This is a genomic window from Streptomyces sp. NPDC002032, from assembly GCF_042890765.1.
Classification (GTDB): Bacteria; Actinomycetota; Actinomycetes; order Streptomycetales; family Streptomycetaceae; genus Streptomyces.
On sequence record NZ_JBIASM010000009.1, the window covers coordinates 149,196 to 167,365 of the forward strand.

An 18,170-nucleotide genomic window follows, 5' to 3' on the forward strand; every position below is an offset into this window, starting at 1 on the left:
GGTTACTTGTTCTCCTCGGTGCGCGGGGCGGCGGTGGTGGTGACGGCGGGCTCGGAGCCTCCGAGCAGGAGGTAGAGGACGGCCATGCGGACCGAGACGCCGTTGGCGACCTGCTCGACGACCGTGCAGCGGTCGGAGTCGGCGACCTCGGCGGTGATCTCCATGCCGCGGACCATCGGGCCGGGGTGCATCACGATGGCGTCCTCGGGCATCCGGGCCATCCGGGCGGCGTCCAGGCCGTAGCGGCGCGAGTACTCGCGCTCGGTCGGGAAGAAGGCGGCGTTCATCCGCTCGCGCTGTACGCGCAGCATCATGAGGGCGTCCGACTTCGGCAGCACCTCGTCGAGGCTGTACGAGATCCCGCACGGCCAGGACTCGATGCCGACGGGCACCAGCGTGGGCGGGGCGACCAGGGTCACCTCGGCGCCCAGGGTGTGCAGCAGGTCCACGTTGGAGCGGGCCACGCGGCTGTGCAGGACGTCGCCGACGATGGTGATCCGGCGGCCGTCGAGCCCCTTGCCGAGCCCGGCGTCCCGGCCGACGAGGCGTCGGCGCATGGTGAAGGCGTCGAGCAGGGCCTGGGTGGGGTGCTGGTGGGTGCCGTCGCCCGCGTTGATCACCGGGGCGTCGATCCAGCCGGAGGTGGCGAGCCGGTAGGGGGCGCCGGAGGCGCTGTGCCGGATGACCACGGCGTCCACGCCCATGGCCTCCAGGGTCTGGGCGGTGTCCTTGAGGGACTCGCCCTTGGAGACGCTGGAGCCCTTCGCCGCGAAGTTGATCACGTCGGCGGAGAGGCGCTTCTCGGCCGCCTCGAAGGAGATCCGGGTGCGGGTGGAGTCCTCGAAGAACAGGTTGCAGATGGTGCGGCCGCGCAGGGTGGGCAGCTTCTTTATCGGCCGGTCCGCGACGCGGGCCATCTCCTCGGCGGTGTCGAGGATGAGGACGGCGTCGTCGCGCGTGAGATCGGCGGCCGAGATGAGGTGGCGCTTCATCCGGTTACTCCGTAAGTCGGGAGGCAGACAGGCGGGCTGACTGGAACGCGGGCAGGGCAGGCTGCGGCGCGGACCCCCGTGCGGGGGCCCGGCGTCCGTACGGGCTACTGCCCGGAGGCCTGGTCGGTCCGCTGCCCGAGCAGTACGGCGTCGCGGCCGTCCTCCTCCTGGAGCTGGACCTTGACGGTCTCCCGCAGCGACGTGGGGAGGTTCTTGCCGACGTAGTCGGCGCGGATCGGCAGTTCCCGGTGGCCCCGGTCGACGAGGACCGCGAGCTGCACGGCGCGCGGCCGGCCGATGGCGCCGAGGGCGTCGAGGGCCGCGCGGATGGTGCGGCCGGAGAAGAGCACGTCGTCGACGAGGACCACCAGCCGGCCGTCGATGCCGTCGCCGGGGATCTCCGTGCGGCCGATCGCCCGGGCGGGCTTCAGGCGCAGGTCGTCGCGGTACATGGTGATGTCGAGGGAGCCGACCGGGATCTTCGTGCCGGTGATCTCTTCGAGCTTGGCGGCCAGCCGGCCGGCGAGGAACACGCCGCGGGTGGGAATGCCGAGGAGCACCACGTCGTCGGCGCCCTTGGCGCGTTCGACGATCTCGTGGGCGATGCGGGTCAGGACCCGGGCGATGTCCTGCGCCTCCAGTACGGGGCGCGCCGCCTCGGATCCGGCTTCCTGGGAAGCACGGGAAGTCTGGCTGTCCATGAAAAGGACCTCCTTCTCCGCCTCACGGGACGGACCTTAAAGGACGTCTGATGTACGCCGTCCACGGTACCAGGACCGGGCGCCCGGCCGCGCACGGGGGCGGTCCGGGACCCCCCGCGCGCGGGTGTCGCGGAGCATTCGGCTTGACGCATCCACGTAACGCTGCGTAACCTCACAGTGAGTTACCAGCCGCGCGACGGAGCCGCATGTCAACCATGTCGCCTGTCGTCCATGTCGTCACAGCGTCACAGCGTCCGGGAGCGTTATGTCCAGCGAATACGCCAAACAGCTCGGGGCCAAGCTCCGCGCCATCCGCACCCAGCAGGGCCTCTCCCTCCACGGTGTCGAGGAGAAGTCCCAGGGCCGTTGGAAGGCCGTGGTGGTCGGGTCCTACGAGCGCGGGGACCGCGCCGTGACCGTCCAGCGCCTTGCCGAGCTGGCGGACTTCTACGGGGTTCCGGTGCAGGAACTGCTGCCGGGCACCACTCCCGGCGGAGCGGCCGAGCCGCCGCCGAAGCTGCGCCTGGACCTGGAGCGCCTGGCGGGCGTTCCCGCCGAGAAGGCCGGCCCGCTCCAGCGCTACGCGGCGACGATCCAGAGCCAGCGCGGCGACTACAACGGCAAGGTGCTGTCGATCCGCCAGGACGACCTGCGCACCCTGGCCGTCATCTACGACCAGTCCCCCTCCGTCCTGACCGAGCAGCTCATCAGCTGGGGCGTCCTGGACGCGGACGCGCGCCGCGCGGTGGCCCACGAGGACATCTAGTCCCCGGCAGGACCAGCGGCCAGCGGCCAGCAGAAACGTTTACCGGCGGGTGCCGGGACCCCTTCACGGGTCCCGGCACCCGCCGGTTTCGTCTGTGCGCGCCCCGCGCTCCGCGCCCCCGGTGGCCGGAAACGGCCCCGTCCCGGCCCGGGCAGCCGGAAGGGCCCGCAACGCGTGCGTTGCGGGCCCTTCCGTACGGCGCGGTGCTCCGTGTCAGCTCTCGCTGCGCCGCAGCTTCGGCTTGAGGTCCTTGAACCGGCCCAGCAGTCCGTTCACGAACGAGGGCGACTCGTCCGTCGAGAACTCCTTGGCCAGCTGGACCGCCTCGTCGATCGCCACGGCGTCCGGGGTCTCGTCGACCCAGATCAGCTCGTAGGCGCCCAGCCGCAGGATGTTGCGGTCCACGACCGGCATGCGGTCGAGGTCCCAGTCCACGGCGTAGGTGACGATCAGCTCGTCGATCCGGTTCACCTTGTCGGCGTACCCCTCGACGAGGTTCATCGTGAACTCGTTGACCGGCGGCTGCCGGTCGTCCGACCGCGAGTGGCGGATCCAGTCCGCGAGGACCTCGCGCACGGGAACCCCGCGCTGGTCGGCCTCGAACAGGATCTGGAAGGCGCGCTTGCGCGCATTGCTCCGAGCAGCCACGGGTTAGTTGCTCTTCCGGCCGAGGTAGTCGCTCGTGCGGGTGTCGACCTTGACGACCTCGCCCGTGGTCACGAACAGCGGGACCTGGATCTCGTAGCCGGTCTCCAGCGTGGCGGGCTTGGTGCCGCCGGTGGAGCGGTCGCCCTGGACGCCCGGGTCCGTGTGCTGGATGGTCAGCTCGACGGCGGCCGGGAGCTCGACGTAGAGCACCTCGCCGTCGTGCTGGGCCACGGAGGCGGTGAAGCCCTCGATGAGGAAGTTGGCGGCGTCGCCGACGGCCTTGCGGTCGACCATCAGCTGGTCGTAGGTGCTCATGTCCATGAAGACGAAGTAGTCGCCGTCCATGTACGAGAACTGCATGTCGCGGCGGTCGATGGTGGCCGTCTCGACCTTGGTGCCGGCGTTGAACGTCTTGTCGACGACCTTGCCGGACATGACGCTCTTCAGCTTGGTACGCACGAAGGCCGGGCCCTTGCCGGGCTTGACGTGCTGGAACTCGACGACGGACCAGAGCTGGCCCCCGTCGAGCTTCAGCACCATGCCGTTCTTGAGGTCGTTCGTGGAAGCCACGGTTGCGGAATCTCCTGCACTGGAAGACCACGGGTGCGCGCACAGCCCGGCCACGCGGGCTAGAGCGCGAGCAGCTCCTTGGTCGTAATGGTGAGTAGCTCGGGACCGCCGTCCGCCTCGGGGCGTACGACGAGCGTGTCATCGATCCGGACACCTCCCCGGCCCGGGAGGTGAACCCCCGGTTCGACGGTGACCGGCACGCAAGCGTCCAGTTTACCCATTGCCGTAGGTGCAAGCTGCGGGTCCTCGTCGATTTCGAGGCCCACCCCGTGTCCCATCCACCCCGCGAGGGCTTCTCCGTGCCCCGCGGAGTCCAGCACGGAGCGTGCCGCGCGGTCCACGTCGCGGTAGGCGGCGCCCGGCAGGAGGGCCTCCCGGCCGGCCCGCTGGGCGGCGAACACGAGCTCGTACAGCTCGATCTGCCAGTCGGCGGGGGTGGTGCCGATCACGAAGGTCCGGCCGATCTCGCAGCGGTAGCCCCGGTAGTTCGCGCCGAGGCAGACGGAGAGGAAGTCGCCCTCCTCCACCCGCCGGTCCGAGGGCCGGTGCCGGGAGCGGCCGGAGTGCGGGCCGGTACCGACGGAGGTCGGGAAGGCCGGTCCGTCGGCGCCGTGGTCCACGAGGCGGCGTTCCAGCTCCAGCGCCAGGTGGCGTTCGGTGCGGCCGACGAGGATCGACTCCAGCAGCTCGCCGAGGGCCTGGTCGGCGATCTCGGCGGCGATCCGCAGGCAGGCGATCTCCTCCTCGTCCTTGACGAGGCGCAGCTGCTCCACGGCGGAACCGAGGTCGGCCAGCCGCAGCCGGGGCGCGACCGAGCGCAGGGCCCGGTGGCGGCCGACGGTCAGGTGGTGTTCCTCGACGGCGAGGGACTCGGCGCTGCCGGCGGCGGCCAGATCGGCCGCGGCCACGGCCGGGTCCGCTCCGGCATTGGGCAGGACGGACAGGCGCAGCCGTTCGTCGAGCCGCCCCTCGTCCGCCTCGCCGGTGGGTGCGGCGGCGCAGAACAGCACGTCGTCGGCGGGCCCGACCAGCAGGACGGCGCCCAGCGGGGACGCCCCGGCGAGGTAGCGGACGTTCGCCGGACGCGTGATCAGTGCGGCGGAGCTGCCCGCGGCCGTACAGCGGTCGCGGAGCAGCCCCCTGCGGGTCGCGTACACGTCTGACATGTCTTCGAGCGTACGAGCGCCCCGCGCATCCGGCCCGGCGAGCGCGGCCGGACGAGGCCTGCGGGGGGCCGGCTACCAGCTCCCGGGGGCCGCCAGAGCCCGTGCGAGGGCCTCGTCCAGGGCCCGGGCGGTGCCCTCCACGTCGAGGTGGGAGTTGTCGATGATCGGCAGCCCCGAGCCGTACCAGCCGGCCATCCGGCCGTGGATGCGGGCGACTTCCTCGTCGGAGAGCCGGCGGTTGCCGGAGCGGGCGGCGTTGCGGTCCAGGACGATCTCCAGGCCGGGCAGCAGCACCACGGGCAGCAGCCCGGGCCCCACGTGCCGCTTCCAGCCCCCGAGCCCCACCACGGGGCGGTCGGGGAAGACGGCGTCGTCGAGGATGCAGGAGATCCCGTTGGCCAGGAAGTTGCGGGCGGCGAAGCCGCAGGTGCGGCGGGCCAGGCGGTACTGGGCCTCGGAGTGCTCGTTCCAGCCGGACTGCGGGTCCGCGAAGCCGGAGCGCACCCATTCGCGGACGTCGTCGAGGCTGATGTGGGCGGTCGGCACCGGGCGGGTGTTCGCCCAGTGCCGCGCCACGGTGGTCTTGCCGGCCCCCGCCGGGCCGATGAGCAGCACCGCGAGGGTCGCGCCGCCGGTGCCCGGAGCGGGGGGCGCGGGCGGCACGGCCACGGCGGGGGGCAGCGGGATGTGCCCCGTGGCCTCGGGCACCGGCGTCACCGGCGTCACCGGCCAGCCTTGCGCGGGGGGTATCGGCGGCGGCGGGGGCGCCGCCGGGTGCTGACCCGTCGGCGGACTCCAGCCCCCCACTCCGTGCTGCATCCGCGCCACTCCGTCTCGTTCAGGCGACTGATGCGAGAACGTTATCTCAGGCCGTGACCTCTTCCGCCAGCGCACGCAGCGCCAGCCGGTAGGAGCCCAGCCCGAAGCCCGCCACGGTGCCGGTGGCCACGGCCGCGATGACGGAGGTGTGCCGGAACTCCTCGCGGGCGTACGGGTTGGAGATGTGCACCTCGATCAGCGGCGCGGTGCGCTGCGCCGCCGCGTCCCGCATGGCGTACGAGTAGTGCGTGAAGGCGCCCGGGTTGATCACGACGGGGACCTTGCCGTCGGCGGCCTCGTGCAGCCAGCGCACCAGTTCGCCCTCGTCGTTGGTCTCGCGGACCTCCACGTCGAAGCCGAGCTCCGCACCCAGGGTGCGGCAGCTCTCGACGAGACCGGCGTACGAGGTGGCCCCGTAGACGTCGGGCTCGCGGGAGCCGAGGCGGCCCAGGTTCGGGCCGTTCAGCACGAGCACCTTGCGGCTCACGCGGAGACCTCGCCGTACGCGGCGATCAGGTGCGCCGGGTCCGGGCCCTCCAGGACGGTGGGCTTGCCCAGGCCGTCCAGGACGATGAAGCGCAGCAGGTTGCCGCGGGACTTCTTGTCGACCTGCATGGTCTGGAGCAGCTTGGGCCACTGGTCGCCGCGGTAGGTCAGCGGCAGCCCGACGGCCGCGAGGACCTCGCGGTGCCGGTCCGCCGTCGCGTCGTCGAGCCGGCCCGCCAGCCGGCCGAGCTCGGCCGCGAAGACCATGCCGACGGACACGGCGGCGCCGTGCCGCCACTTGTAGCGCTCGTTCTTCTCGATGGCGTGCGCCAGGGTGTGGCCGTAGTTGAGGATCTCGCGCAGTCCGGCTTCCTTGAGGTCGCTGGAGACCACGTCGGCCTTGACCCGGATGGAGCGCACGATCAGCTCGGCCGTGTGCGGGCCCGCGGGCGTGCGGGCGGCCGCCGGGTCGGACTCGATCAGGTCGAGGATCACCGGGTCGGAGATGAATCCGGCCTTGATGACCTCGGCGAGGCCGCTGACGTAGTCGTTGACCGGCAGCGAGTCCAGGGCCGCGAGGTCGCAGAGCACCCCGGCCGGCGGGTGGAAGGCGCCGACGAGGTTCTTGCCCTCGGCGGTGTTGATGCCGGTCTTGCCGCCGACGGCCGCGTCGACCATCGCGAGGACGGTGGTCGGCACCGCGATCCAGCGCACCCCGCGCAGCCAGGAGGCCGCGACGAAGCCCGCGAGGTCGGTCGTGGCGCCGCCGCCGACGCCGACGATCACGTCGGTGCGGGTGAAGCCGGACTGGCCGAGCGCCTTCCAGCAGTACGCCGCCACCTCGATGGTCTTGGCCTCCTCGGCGTTCGGCACCTGGATGGCGACGGCCTCGTAGCCCTGCGCCGCGAGGTCGTCGCGCAGCGCCTCACCCGTCGAGGCGAGGGCCTCGGGGTGGATCACGGCGACCCGCTGGGCCTTCGTACCGATCAGGCCGCCCAGCTCGCCGAGCAGCTGCCGGCCCACCAGCACGTCGTACGCGTCGTGTCCGGCGCTGGCGCCGACGTTGATCCGCGTCACCTGGTCTGTCATACGTCCTTCAACTCCAGAGCGTCGAGGACCGCCTGGGCGACCTCTTCGGGGGTGCGGTCGTCGGTGGTCACCACGACGCGCGCGACTTCGGTGTACAGGTGGCGCCGGGCGTCCATCAGCTCGCGCCACTGGCGGCGCGGGTTGACGGCGAGCAGCGGGCGGGCGGCGCCGAGCCCGACGCGGCGCACGGCCTCCTCGACGTCCATCGACAGGTAGGCCACGGGCAGTCCGCCGAGGAGGGCGCGGGTGCCCCCGTCGAGGACGGCGCCGCCGCCGAGGGCGAGGACTCCGGTGTGCCCGGCGACGGCGGCCGCGACGGCCTGCCGCTCCAGCTCGCGGAAGTACGGCTCGCCCTCGTCGACGAACAGGTCGGAGATCTCCCGGCCCGTGGCGGCGACGATGTCGGCGTCGGTGTCCCGGTAGGCGACGCCGAGCCGTTCGGCGATCAGGGCCCCCACCGTGGACTTGCCGGACCCCATGGGTCCGACGAGGACGACCAGCGGTCCGGCGGCGGTCACCGGATCTGCAGGTTGTCGAGGTAGGAGCGCACGTTGCGGCGGGTCTCGCCGACCGAGTCGCCGCCGAACTTCTCGACCACGGCGTCGGCGAGCACGAGCGCGACCATGGCCTCGGCGACGATGCCCGCGGCGGGCACGGCACACACGTCGGAGCGCTGGTGGTGGGCCACCGTCGCCTCGCCGGTCGCCACGTCGACGGTCGCGAGGGCGCGCGGCACGGTCGCGATGGGCTTCATGGCGGCCCGTACGCGCAGCAGCTCACCGGTGGTCAGACCGCCCTCGGTGCCGCCGGAGCGGCCGGTGGTCCGCTTGAGGCCCTCGGGGGTGGAGACGATCTCGTCGTGCGCCTGAGAGCCGGGCACGCGGGCCAGCTCGAAGCCGTCGCCGACCTCGACGCCCTTGATGGCCTGGATGCCCATGAGGGCGGCGGCGAGGCGCGCGTCGAGGCGGCGGTCCCAGTGGACGTGCGAGCCGAGGCCGACGGGCACCCCGTAGGCGAGGACCTCGACGACGCCGCCGAGGGTGTCGCCGTCCTTGTGGGCCTGGTCGATCTCGGCGACCATCGCCTTCGACGCGTCGGCGTCGAGGCAGCGCACCGGGTCGGCGTCGAGCCTGTCGACGTCGGCGGGGGTCGGGAGGACTCCGTAGGGGGCCTTCGCCGCGGCGAGCTCCACCACGTGGGAGACGATCTCGATGCCCGCGACCTCCTTGATGAAGGAGCGGGCGACGGCGCCGAGGGCGACGCGGGCGGCGGTCTCACGGGCGCTGGCGCGCTCCAGGATCGGCCGGGCCTCGTCGAAGCCGTACTTCTGCATGCCCGCGAGGTCGGCGTGGCCGGGGCGCGGGCGGGTCAGCGGCGCGTTGCGGCCGGTGTCCTTGAGCAGCGAGGGGTCGACCGGGTCGGCCGACATGACGGTCTCCCACTTGGGCCACTCGGTGTTGCCGATCATGACCGCGATCGGGGAGCCCTGCGACAGCCCGTGCCGGACGCCGCCGAGGAAGGTGATCTCGTCCTGCTCGAACTTCATCCGGGCACCGCGGCCATAGCCGAGCCGGCGCCGGGCCAGGTGGTCCGCCACCAGCTCGGTGGTGACCGGGACGCCGGCGGGAAGGCCCTCCAGCGTCGCGACCAGGGCCGGTCCGTGCGACTCTCCTGCGGTCAGCCAACGCAACCTGCTCAACGATGCTCCTCATGCTCGCGCCTGGCACTGCAACGGCGCGACCGGGTGCGCGGCCCTGACCCGCCTCACCCGATCCTCCCACGTCCGGGCGGGTGCACCGGTCCCGGTCCAGCAGTCGGACGACGGGTACGGCGCCCACCCTGACCCGCGGAGCTATCCGTTCCCTACGCGTGCGGGGCGACCGCCCCCGCCCGGCGGCGACCCGGCGGTGGCTCAGTGGCGGGCGCGCAGGGCGGCTTCGCCGGCGGCCCGCATGGCCGCGAGGGGGCCGCGGGCGGCCCCGGTCATCTGCTCGACCTGGAGGACGGCCTGGTGGACCAGCAGGTCCAGGCCGCCGAGCAGGGTCCCGCCGCGGCCCGTCCAGGCGGCGGCCAGCGCCGTGGGCCAGGGGTCGTAGAGGACGTCGAAGAGGGTGCCCGGGGTCTTCGGCACGGCTTCGGCGAGGAAGTCGGTGGCCCCGGCCGGGGTGGTCGCGATGACCAGCGGCGCGGCCAGCGCCTCGGCCGCCCGCGACCAGTCGGCCGTCCGGACGGTGACGCCGAGCCGCTCGCCCCACTCGCGCATCTCGGCGGCGCGGGCGGCGGAGCGGACGTACGCGGTGACCTCGCCGGTGCAGATCCGCCCGAGGGCGGCCAGCGCCGAGGAGGCGGTGGCCCCGGCGCCGAGGACGGCGGCTGCGGGGACCTTCTCGACGCCGCGCTCGTTGAGCGCGGCAACGATCCCGGGGACGTCGGTGTTGTCGCCGAGGCGGCGGCCGTCCCGGGTGAGGACGACCGTGTTGACCGCCTCCACGGCGGCGGCGGTGTCGCTGACCGCGTCGAGCAGCGGGATGACCGCCCGCTTGAGCGGCATGGTCAGGGACAGCCCCGCCCATTCGGGGCCGAGCCCGGCCACGAACCCGGGGAGCGCGGCCTCGTCGATCTCGAACCGGTCGTAGGACCAGTCACCGAGGCCGAGCTCCCGGTAGGCGGCGCGGTGCAGCACCGGTGAGAGGGAGTGCTCGATGGGCGAACCCAGCACCGCGGCCCGTATTTCTGACATGTTCCGCTACCCGCCGCTCTTCTGCTGCTTCTGCCGTTCCTGGAACTCGGCGACGAGCTTGAGGTGCTCGTCGTACGTCTTGGTAAAGGTCGTGGTGTGACCGTCGACCGACACGAAGAACATCCAGCCGCCGTGGTCCGGGTTGAGCGTAGCGGTCAGCGCCTCCAGGCCGGGGTTGCCGATGGGGCCGGGCGGCAGTCCCTTGACGACGTGCGTGTTGTACGGGTGGTCGAAGGCCTGGGCTTCCTTCAGATTGAAGTTGATCTCGCTCTGGTTCTTGACGTAGTTGTACGTCGAGTCGAACTGGAGCTTCTGGTTCGTGACGTCGTTCGACTTCTTGAGGCGGTTGTAGACCACCTCCGCCATCTTCCGGAAGTCGTCGTGGTTCTTGCCCTCGGCGTTGACGAGGCTGGCGACCGTGACGACCTGGAGCGGGTTCTCGAGGCCCAGTTCCTTTGCCTTGCCCTCGACGTTCAGCTCCGTGTACTTGGCCGTCGCGTTCTTGACCATCTGCTTGAGCAAAGACTCGGGGGTGCTGTCCTTGCCGAGGTCATAGCGCGTCGGATAGAGGAAGCCTTCCAGCGGGTCGATCAGCTTCGGGTCGTTGCCCGCCCAGGCCGGCAGGCCCAGGTTCTTGGCCTCGCGCGCCGCGATGTCCTTGGTGGTGCCGGCCGGCTTGCCGAGCTTCTTGTCGATCGCCTCGTACACCTTGGTGTTGCGCATGCCCTCGGTGACGGTGATGACGTTGAGCTTGGTCGGGTCGATCATGACGGCGACGGCCGCCGAACCCGACATCTTCTTCTTCAGTGTGTAGACGCCGGGCTGGATGGACTTGCCCTTGGGGTTGGCGTTGGCCGCGTCCACGAAGGCCTGGGCGCTCGCGACGACCCCCGCTTCCTTCAGGATGCGGCCCATCTGTCCGAGGCCCGCCCCCTTGGGAATCTCGATGTCGATGGACTCCTCCGAGCCGCTGCCGGCGAAGTCCTCCGTGGCACCGAAGCGGTCCTTGATGTACGAGTACCCGTAGTAGCCGCCACCGCCGACGACGGCGACGATGACGAGGGCCGCGACCAGGCAGGCCGCTCCGCTGCGCTTGGGTTTGCCGCCCTTGCCGCGGCCCGCGCGGCGGCCGCCGCGGCCGGGGGGCTCGTCGTCGGCGTCGGCGGGGAGGAGGGACTCCTCGGGCTCCTCGGGCAGCGGCTCGTCGGCCGGGTCCGGGTCGAGGTGGCGCCGGCCGGGGGGCCGCGGCGGCGGGAAGGCGTCGGGGGTGGTGTAGAGGTCGGGGGCCTCGCCGGGATAGCCCACGGCGACGGGCTGGGCGTACGGGTCCACGCCCGCGTACGGGTCCACCGGCGCGGGCCCGCCCTGGTACTGGCCCGGCGCCTCGCCCTGGAACTGGCCCGGCGCCTGCGCCTGCGCCTGGGCATGGACCTGCGCCGCGGCCTGGTACTGGACCTGCGGCTCCTGCCCGGTGTCCCAGCCCTGGCCGTCGTAGACCGGCTGGGGCTGGGGCTGGTGCTGCTGCTGGTGGAGCTGCTGGTCCTGCGGCACGTACTGCTGCTGCTGGGGGTACTGCTGCTCCCCCTCCGGGTACTGCTGGGGGTACTGCTGGTACTGCGGCTCCGGGTGCTGGGGCCCCTGGTACTGCGGCTCGTGCTGATACTGCTGCTGGCCGCCTGCGTAGGGCTCCTGACCCTGCTGGGTCGCCTGCCCGGTCCAGCCCTGGTCCCCGTAGAGGGGGTCCTCCGGGTGCCAGGGTTCGGGGGCGCGGCCCCGGCCATACTCAGTCATCGGTCCCCTAGAGCCGCGAGACGGAGGCAGCGGCTTCGTTGCCGCGGCACCCGGTTCCGCCTCTGAAGTGGTGGGCGACGGCTGTTCGAATGCCGCCACATCGCGCGGAACGTTACCGTATCGCGATCAGACAACCACTTCGACGCACTCGCCGGGCGGATTACCTGATACCCGTTCGGTCTCAAGAGCGTTCTGGAGGATCACCACTGCGGCCGCCTGGTCGATGACCGCACGGCCCTTCTTGGCGTTCCTGCCCGAAGCCCGCAGCCCCTGGGCCGCGGTGACCGTGGTCATCCGCTCGTCCACCAGACGTACCGTCACCGGCTTGATGCCCTTGGCGAGTTCGTTCGCGAAGACGCGCACCTTGGCCGCGGCCGGCCCCTCCCGCCCGCTGAGCGAGCGGGGGAGGCCGACCACGACTTCGAGGGGCTCGTACTCCTCGACGAGCTGCCGCAGCCGCCGGTGGGCGAACGGGATGTCCCGGCCCGGCACGGTTTCCACCGGTGTGGCGAGCACCCCGTCGGGGTCGCACGAGGCGACCCCGATCCGGGCGTCTCCGACGTCGATGGCCAGTCTGCGGCCACGGCGCAGCGTCATCGTCAGGCCGTCTCGACGACGAGGCGCTCGACGGCGCTGATGGCCTCCGGGATGGCGGCCGGGTTCTGGCCGCCGCCCTGGGCCACGTCCGGCTTGCCGCCGCCGCCGCCACCGAGGGTCTTGGCGGCCGTACGGACCAGGTCACCGGCCTTGAGGCCGCGCTCGCGGGCCGCCTCGTTGGTGGCGATCACGGTCAGCGGGCGGTCGTTCGCGGTGGTGAAGAGGGCCACGACGGCCGGGCGGTCGCCCTGCCCCGACATTTGACCGAGCCGCCCGCGGACGTCGAGGACCAGCCTGCGCAGGTCGTCGGCGCCGGTGCCGTCCGGGACGGTGCCGACGACGAGGGCGACACCGCGGATGTCCTGGGCGCCCGCGGCCAGACCGGCGGCGGCCTGGAGGACCTTCTCCGCGCGGAACTTCTCGATCTCCTTCTCGGCGTCCTTCAGCTTGCCGAGCATGGAGGCGATCTTCTCCGGCAGCTCCTCCGGACGGCCCTTGACCAGCTCCTGGAGCTGGGCGACGACCGTGTGCTCCTTGGCGAGGAAGTTGTACGCGTCCACGCCCACCAGGGCCTCGACGCGGCGCACGCCGGAGCCGATGGAGGACTCGCCGAGCAGCTTCACCAGGCCCAGCTGGGCGGTGTTGCCGACGTGCGTGCCGCCGCACAGCTCCTTGGAGAAGTCGCCGATGGTCACGACGCGCACGCGCTCGCCGTACTTCTCGCCGAACTCGGCGATGGCGCCCTGCTTCTTCGCCTCGTCGATGCTCATGATCTCGGCGGTGACGTCGAGCTCGCGGGAGAGGACGTCGTTGATCTTCTGCTCGACGTCGGTGAGGACCGTGCCGGGGACGGCGTTCGGGGAGCCGAAGTCGAAGCGGAAGCGGCCGGGCGAGTTCTCGGAACCGGCCTGGGCCGCCGTGGGGCCGAGGGCGTCGCGCAGCGCCTGGTGGGTCAGGTGCGTGGCCGAGTGGGCACGGGCGATGGCCCGGCGGCGGTTGATGTCGATCGCGGCGTACGCGGAGGCGCCCACCGTGACCTCGCCGACCTGGACGGAGCCCTTGTGGACGGAGACGCCCGGGACGGGCTGCTGCACGTCGCGCACGACGATGACGGCGCCGGAGTCGAGCTTGATGCGGCCCTGGTCGGCGAGCTGGCCGCCGCCCTCGGCGTAGAAGGGGGTGCGGTCCAGTACGACCTCGACGTCGTCGCCCTCGGAGGCGGCGGGCGCGGAGACGCCGTTGACCAGCAGGCCGACGATGGTGGACTCGCCCTGGGTGGTGGCGTAGCCGGTGAATTCGGTGGCGCCGGAGCCGTCGGCGATCTCCCGGTAGGCGGACATGTCCGCGTGGCCGGTCTTCTTGGCCTTGGCGTCGGCCTTGGCGCGGTCGCGCTGCTCCTGCATCAGGCGGCGGAAGCCGCTCTCGTCCACGGAGAGGCCCTGCTCGGCGGCCATCTCCAGGGTGAGGTCGATCGGGAAGCCCCAGGTGTCGTGGAGCAGGAACGCCTTGTCGCCGGAGAGGACCGTGCCGCCGGTGGCCTTGGTCTCGGTCACGGCGCTGTCGAGGATGTTCGTGCCGCCCTTGATGGCCTTGAGGAAGGCGGCCTCCTCGGCGAGCGCGACGGTCTCGATGCGCTTGCGGTCGGTGATCAGCTCCGGGTACTGCTGCCCCATCGTGTCGATCACGACGCCGATCAGGTCCTGGACGACCGGGCCGGTGGCGCCCATGAGGCGCATGTTGCGGATGGCGCGGCGCATGATGCGGCGCAGCACGTAGCCGCGGCCCTCGTTGCCGGGGGTGACGCCGTCGCCGATGAGCATGGCGGAGGTGCGGATGTGGTCGGCGACCACGCGCAGCGAGACGTCGGTGCCCTGGGCGGCGCCGTACCGGACGCCGGTGAGCTCGGTGGCCTTGTCCATGACCACGCGCAGGGTGTCGGTCTCGTACATGTTCTGCACGCCCTGCAGGATCATCGCGAGGCGTTCGAGGCCGAGGCCGGTGTCGATGTTCTTCGACGGCAGGTCGCCGAGGATCGGGAAGTCTTCCTTCCCGTCGCCCGCGCCGCGCTCGTACTGCATGAAGACCAGGTTCCAGATCTCCACGTAGCGCTCGTCGTTGACGGCCGGGCCGCCCTCGACGCCGAACTCGGGGCCGCGGTCGTAGTTGATCTCCGAGCACGGGCCGCAGGGTCCGGGGACGCCCATGGACCAGAAGTTGTCCTTCTTGCCCAGGCGCTGGATGCGCTCGGCGGGGACGCCGATGACGTCACGCCAGATCGTCTCGGCCTCGTCGTCGTCGAGGTAGACGGTGATCCAGAGCTTCTCGGGCTCCAGGCCGTAGCCGCCGTCCGCCACGGAGCTGGTGAGCAGCTCCCAGGCGTACTTGATGGCGCCTTCCTTGAAGTAGTCCCCGAAGGAGAAGTTGCCGCACATCTGGAAGAACGTGCCGTGGCGGGTGGTCTTGCCGACCTCTTCGATGTCCGGCGTGCGGACGCACTTCTGCACGCTGGTCAGCCTCGGGGCCGGCGGCTTGACCTCGCCCAGGAAGTAGGGCTTGAAGGGCACCATGCCCGCGGGCACCAGCAGCAGAGTCGGGTCGTCCGCGATGAGCGACGCCGAAGGGACAACGGCGTGACCGCGCTCCTCGAAGAAGCTCAGCCAGCGGCGGCGGATTTCAGCCGACTCCATCAGTGGTCCTCATTCCGGTTGTACGAAAATTTCGATCGGTCAGTGGTCTGGTCGTTCCGGTGGTGCTCGATCGCCCGCAGCCGCCGCGGCCCGGGGAGGGCCGTGACGTTGTCGGGGCGGTCGGGGTCCTGGGTCAGCCCCAGTGCGTCGTTCAGCTCGTCCTCGCGCTGCGTCATTCCCGCCTTGACGTCGAGGGCGAAGTCCTTGAGGCGGTGCCCCGCCTCCACCGCCTTGTCGGCGGCCTGGGCGGCGAGGCTCTCAGGCGTCAGCTTCTTCAGCTGGCGGTTGACCTTGGTGGTGGCCCACACGCCGGCGGCGGCGCCTGCGGTGAACCAGAAGGCTCGGCGGAACATAGGCGGTCTCAGCCCTTCTGCTTCCGGCGCCGGGCGCCCGGCACGGTACGGCCGACGATCACGGTACGGCGGCCGCCGTCACCGCGCGTACGCCGGTCGGTCTTCTGCGGTACGTCGTCCGCCTTGCCCAGGGCCTTGCGGACCCCGTAGCCGAAGGCCGCGATCTTGACCAGCGGGCCGCCGAAGGTGGAGGCCACGGTGGAGGACAGGGCGGAGGCGTTGGAGGTGACCTCCTGGACGTCGCTCGCGATCGCGTCGACCCGGTCGAGCTGGGTGCGCGCGGAGCGGACGGTGTTCGAGGCGTCCGCGAGCAGCGGAACGGCCTGCTCGGTCACGTCGGCGACGAGCTGGGTCGTCGCCTTGAGCACCTGGGCGAGCCTCACCAGCACCACGGCGAGGAAGGAGACCAGGATGGCCCAGAAGACGGCCACGAGGATCCCGGCCACCTCACCACCGGACACGTTGCACCGCTTCCTGAATCTGCGAACCTACGGGGAAAAGTCGTCCTCCGACCCTATCGCGCCGGAGATCCGCCGCAGTACCGGAATCCGGGGCCCGGCGCCACCGCCTTGTACGGAGCGCGTCCGGAGCAGTACCCTCCGTGTCCCATGCGACAGAGACCCCCTCGACGAGGGCCGTCCGGCAATCTTCCCTCGGAGCTGAGCGCCTTCGTCGGCCGGGGTGGTGAACTCGCCGGACTGGACCGGCTCCTGGAGTCCTCCCGGCTGGTGACGGTGACCGGGGTGGGCGGCGTCGGCAAGTCCCGGCTGGCCCTCGCGGCCGCCCGGACCGCCGCCGAAGGGGCGCAGGAACGCTACTGCGACGGCGTGTGGCTGGCCGCACTGTCCTCCGTACGCGATCCCGCGCTGCTGGAGTTCACCCTGGCCGAGGCCCTCGGGCTGACCGACCACACCACCCGGCCGCCCCGGACCGTCCTGGCCGGACACCTCGCGGAGCGGCGGCTGCTGCTGGTCCTGGACGGTTTCGAGCAGCTGGTGGAGGAGACGGCGGAGCTGGTGCGGGAGCTGCTGCTGGGCTCCCCCGGCCTGCGGGTGCTCGCCGCGGGCCGCCGCCCGCTCGGGGTGGAAGGGGAGTCGGTCCTCCCGCTGGCCCCGCTGGACCCGCCGCACGCCCTGGAGCTGCTGACCGCCCGGGCTGCGGCCGCGGACCCGGCCTTCGCGGTGACGGCGGCGAACCGGCCCGCGCTGACGGAGCTGTGCGCGCGGCTCGACGGGATCCCGCTGGCCCTGGAGCTGGCGGCCGGCCGGCTGCGGGCGCTGTCGCCGGAGCAGGTGCTGGCCCGGCTGGAGGACCGCTTCGCGCTGCTGACGGGCGGGACGCGCGGGGCGCTGCCCCGGCACCGGGCGCTGCGGACGGCGATCGGGTGGAGCCACGAGCTGTGCACCGCCGAGGAGCGGCTGCTGTGGGCCCGGTTGTCGGTGTTCGCCGGGCTGTTCGACCTGGAGGCCGCCGAGTACGTGTGCGCGGGCCCCGACCTGCCGGTGGACCGGGTGGTCGATCTGGTCGGGGAGCTGCTGGCGCAGTCGCTGCTGACCCGCGAGGACACCCCGGCCGGGGTGCGCTACCGGATGCTGGAGACCGTACGGGTCTACGGGGCGGGCTGGCTGGAGTCGCTGGGGGACGCCGGCCGGCTGCGGCGGCGGCACCGGGACTGGTATGTGGGACTGGCCACCTGGTGCGAGCTGGACTGGTTCAGCCCGCGGCAGGCGGAGGTGGCCGCGCTGGCGGAGGCGGAGCTGGCCAACCTGCGGCTCGCGCTGGAGTGCTGCCTGGACGAGCCCGGGGAGCCGCACCTGGGCCAGTACCTGGCGGGCACGCTGTGGTTCTACTGGGCGGGCTGCGGCCGGCTGACCGAGGGGCGGCACTGGCTGGACCGGACCCTGGAGTGCGGTCCGGTGGAGGAGGAGTACGAGGGCTCGCGGCTGAAGGCGCTGTGGGTGCTCGGCTACGTCGCCGCGCTCCAGGGCGACTCCGTGGCGTCCCTGGGCGCGCTGCACGAGTGCCGGGCCGGCGCCGAGCGGACCGGGAACCGGGTGGCGGCCGCGTACGCGGTGCACCGGTTGGGCTGCCTGGCGCTGGTCTCGGACGACATGGTCCGGGCCGGGGAACTGCTGGGAACCGCGCTGGAGCGCTACCGGGAGACGGGCGAGCTCAACAGCAACGTGCTGATGTGCCAGGTGGAGCTGGCGATGGCGCTGGCCTTCCAGGGGGACCTGGCGGGGGCGGTGGCGCTGTGCGAGGAGGTCCGGGACATCTGCGAGGAGCGCGGGGAGCGCTGGACGAAGGCGTACGCGCTCTACGTGCTGGCGTACGCGGCGCTGGACGCGGGGGACACGGCCGGTGCGCGGCGGCTGCTGACCGAGTGCGTGGGCGTCAACCACACCTTCCGCGACCTGGTCGGGCTGGTGCTGGCGGTGGAGCTGCTGGCCCTGGTCACGGTCGCCGAGGGCGCCGCGGCCGAGGCGGCGGTGCTCCAGGGCGCGGCGGAGCCGATGTGGGAGGGGGTGGGCCTGCGCCTGTTCGGGTCGGGGTACTTCAACGCGCCCCGGCTGATGTGCCGGGAGCGGGCGGGCGAGCTGCTGGGCCCGGAGCGGTACGCGGCGTACGCCGCCGAGGGCCGGCAGCTGACGCCGGCGGCGCTGGTGCTGCGCGCGGAGGCGGGCGGCGAGCGGGGCGCGGGAACGCGGAAGCCCGCCGCCCCCCGGAGGGGACGGCGGGCCGGGACCAGCCTGTGAGGGCTACGG

General features: G+C 72.3%; 18 protein-coding genes. 2 read left to right on the plus strand and 16 right to left on the minus strand.

Annotated features, from left to right (window positions below):
- Positions 1 to 2 precede the first annotated feature (2 nt).
- Both ACFYYT_RS21950 and pyrR read right to left on the minus strand, forming a co-directional pair.
- Positions 3 to 992: an aspartate carbamoyltransferase catalytic subunit gene (locus ACFYYT_RS21950; protein WP_351821015.1), complete on the minus strand. Its 990-nt coding sequence runs from the start codon at positions 990 to 992 to the stop codon at positions 3 to 5.
- 104 nt (positions 993 to 1,096) lie between these two features.
- On the minus strand, positions 1,097 to 1,693 hold the full coding sequence (gene pyrR / locus ACFYYT_RS21955; protein ID WP_351821018.1) for a bifunctional pyr operon transcriptional regulator/uracil phosphoribosyltransferase PyrR: 597 nt from the start codon (positions 1,691 to 1,693) through the stop codon (positions 1,097 to 1,099).
- Between the two features lie 265 nt (positions 1,694 to 1,958).
- On the opposite strand from pyrR, the gene bldD reads away from it, so the two are divergent.
- A complete protein-coding gene (bldD, locus tag ACFYYT_RS21960) occupies positions 1,959 to 2,459 on the plus strand; it encodes a transcriptional regulator BldD (RefSeq protein ID WP_007263032.1) in 501 nt (166 codons plus the stop codon).
- 213 nt (positions 2,460 to 2,672) lie between these two features.
- On the opposite strand, the gene nusB is transcribed toward bldD, so the two are convergent.
- The 14 genes from nusB to ACFYYT_RS22030 form a co-directional block, all read right to left on the minus strand.
- Positions 2,673 to 3,107, minus strand: a complete 435-nt coding sequence (gene nusB / locus ACFYYT_RS21965; protein WP_351821021.1) for a transcription antitermination factor NusB — start codon at positions 3,105 to 3,107, stop codon at positions 2,673 to 2,675.
- A 3-nt stretch (positions 3,108 to 3,110) separates the two neighbouring features.
- Entirely contained in the window at positions 3,111 to 3,677 is a 567-nt protein-coding gene (gene efp / locus ACFYYT_RS21970; protein WP_351821024.1) for an elongation factor P, read from the minus strand.
- A gap of 59 nt (positions 3,678 to 3,736) precedes the next feature.
- Positions 3,737 to 4,843: an aminopeptidase P family protein gene (locus tag ACFYYT_RS21975; RefSeq protein WP_351821027.1), complete on the minus strand. Its 1,107-nt coding sequence runs from the start codon at positions 4,841 to 4,843 to the stop codon at positions 3,737 to 3,739.
- 72 nt (positions 4,844 to 4,915) lie between these two features.
- Positions 4,916 to 5,662 (minus strand): AAA family ATPase, encoded by a 747-nt coding sequence (locus ACFYYT_RS21980; RefSeq protein ID WP_351821029.1) that lies wholly within the window; start codon positions 5,660 to 5,662, stop codon positions 4,916 to 4,918.
- Positions 5,663 to 5,708: 46 nt separating this feature from the next.
- Entirely contained in the window at positions 5,709 to 6,149 is a 441-nt protein-coding gene (aroQ, locus tag ACFYYT_RS21985; RefSeq protein ID WP_266837915.1) for a type II 3-dehydroquinate dehydratase, read from the minus strand.
- Positions 6,146 to 7,237: a 3-dehydroquinate synthase gene (gene aroB / locus ACFYYT_RS21990; RefSeq protein ID WP_351821033.1), complete on the minus strand. Its 1,092-nt coding sequence runs from the start codon at positions 7,235 to 7,237 to the stop codon at positions 6,146 to 6,148. The genes aroQ and aroB overlap by 4 nt, the downstream gene beginning before the upstream one ends.
- Positions 7,234 to 7,716: a shikimate kinase gene (locus tag ACFYYT_RS21995; protein ID WP_351821146.1), complete on the minus strand. Its 483-nt coding sequence runs from the start codon at positions 7,714 to 7,716 to the stop codon at positions 7,234 to 7,236. Before ACFYYT_RS21995 ends, aroB begins: the two co-directional genes overlap by 4 nt.
- A 35-nt stretch (positions 7,717 to 7,751) precedes the next feature.
- The gene (gene aroC, locus ACFYYT_RS22000; RefSeq protein ID WP_351821036.1) at positions 7,752 to 8,936 is read right to left on the minus strand and encodes a chorismate synthase; all 1,185 of its coding nucleotides are present in this window, start codon (positions 8,934 to 8,936) and stop codon (positions 7,752 to 7,754) included.
- 213 nt (positions 8,937 to 9,149) lie between these two features.
- A complete protein-coding gene (locus ACFYYT_RS22005; protein ID WP_351821039.1) occupies positions 9,150 to 9,977 on the minus strand; it encodes a shikimate dehydrogenase in 828 nt (275 codons plus the stop codon).
- 6 nt (positions 9,978 to 9,983) lie between these two features.
- Positions 9,984 to 11,768 (minus strand): endolytic transglycosylase MltG, encoded by a 1,785-nt coding sequence (gene mltG, locus ACFYYT_RS22010; RefSeq protein ID WP_351821042.1) that lies wholly within the window; start codon positions 11,766 to 11,768, stop codon positions 9,984 to 9,986.
- Positions 11,769 to 11,894: 126 nt separating this feature from the next.
- Positions 11,895 to 12,365 carry a Holliday junction resolvase RuvX gene (gene ruvX, locus ACFYYT_RS22015; RefSeq protein WP_351821045.1) on the minus strand — a complete coding sequence of 157 codons (471 nt, stop codon included), beginning with the start codon at positions 12,363 to 12,365 and terminating at the stop codon, positions 11,895 to 11,897.
- A gap of 2 nt (positions 12,366 to 12,367) precedes the next feature.
- Positions 12,368 to 15,052 carry an alanine--tRNA ligase gene (alaS, locus tag ACFYYT_RS22020; protein ID WP_351821047.1) on the minus strand — a complete coding sequence of 895 codons (2,685 nt, stop codon included), beginning with the start codon at positions 15,050 to 15,052 and terminating at the stop codon, positions 12,368 to 12,370.
- Positions 15,052 to 15,405: a DUF6167 family protein gene (locus tag ACFYYT_RS22025; protein ID WP_351821050.1), complete on the minus strand. Its 354-nt coding sequence runs from the start codon at positions 15,403 to 15,405 to the stop codon at positions 15,052 to 15,054. Before ACFYYT_RS22025 ends, alaS begins: the two co-directional genes overlap by 1 nt.
- Positions 15,406 to 15,413: 8 nt before the next feature.
- A complete protein-coding gene (locus ACFYYT_RS22030; RefSeq protein WP_351821052.1) occupies positions 15,414 to 15,866 on the minus strand; it encodes a DUF948 domain-containing protein in 453 nt (150 codons plus the stop codon).
- A 147-nt stretch (positions 15,867 to 16,013) separates the two neighbouring features.
- On the opposite strand from ACFYYT_RS22030, the gene ACFYYT_RS22035 reads away from it, so the two are divergent.
- Positions 16,014 to 18,161, plus strand: coding sequence for an AAA family ATPase (locus ACFYYT_RS22035; protein WP_351821055.1), 2,148 nt, complete (start codon positions 16,014 to 16,016; stop codon positions 18,159 to 18,161).
- Positions 18,162 to 18,170: the final 9 nt, after the last annotated feature.

Excerpts from the sequence above, each read along its gene's own strand:
- ACFYYT_RS21950 (WP_351821015.1), bottom strand. The coding sequence starts at position 992 with ATGAAGCGCCACCTCATCTCGGCCGCCGATCTCACGCGCGACGACGCC.
- pyrR (WP_351821018.1), bottom strand. The coding sequence starts at position 1,693 with ATGGACAGCCAGACTTCCCGTGCTTCCCAGGAAGCCGGATCCGAGGCG.
- bldD (WP_007263032.1), top strand. The coding sequence starts at position 1,959 with ATGTCCAGCGAATACGCCAAACAGCTCGGGGCCAAGCTCCGCGCCATC.
- ACFYYT_RS21975 (WP_351821027.1), bottom strand. The coding sequence starts at position 4,843 with ATGTCAGACGTGTACGCGACCCGCAGGGGGCTGCTCCGCGACCGCTGT.
- ACFYYT_RS21980 (WP_351821029.1), bottom strand. The coding sequence starts at position 5,662 with ATGCAGCACGGAGTGGGGGGCTGGAGTCCGCCGACGGGTCAGCACCCG.
- aroB (WP_351821033.1), bottom strand. The coding sequence starts at position 7,237 with ATGACAGACCAGGTGACGCGGATCAACGTCGGCGCCAGCGCCGGACAC.
- ACFYYT_RS21995 (WP_351821146.1), bottom strand. The coding sequence starts at position 7,716 with ATGGGGTCCGGCAAGTCCACGGTGGGGGCCCTGATCGCCGAACGGCTC.
- ACFYYT_RS22005 (WP_351821039.1), bottom strand. The coding sequence starts at position 9,977 with ATGTCAGAAATACGGGCCGCGGTGCTGGGTTCGCCCATCGAGCACTCC.
- mltG (WP_351821042.1), bottom strand. The coding sequence starts at position 11,768 with ATGACTGAGTATGGCCGGGGCCGCGCCCCCGAACCCTGGCACCCGGAG.
- ruvX (WP_351821045.1), bottom strand. The coding sequence starts at position 12,365 with ATGACGCTGCGCCGTGGCCGCAGACTGGCCATCGACGTCGGAGACGCC.
- alaS (WP_351821047.1), bottom strand. The coding sequence starts at position 15,052 with ATGGAGTCGGCTGAAATCCGCCGCCGCTGGCTGAGCTTCTTCGAGGAG.
- ACFYYT_RS22025 (WP_351821050.1), bottom strand. The coding sequence starts at position 15,405 with ATGTTCCGCCGAGCCTTCTGGTTCACCGCAGGCGCCGCCGCCGGCGTG.
- ACFYYT_RS22035 (WP_351821055.1), top strand. The coding sequence starts at position 16,014 with ATGCGACAGAGACCCCCTCGACGAGGGCCGTCCGGCAATCTTCCCTCG.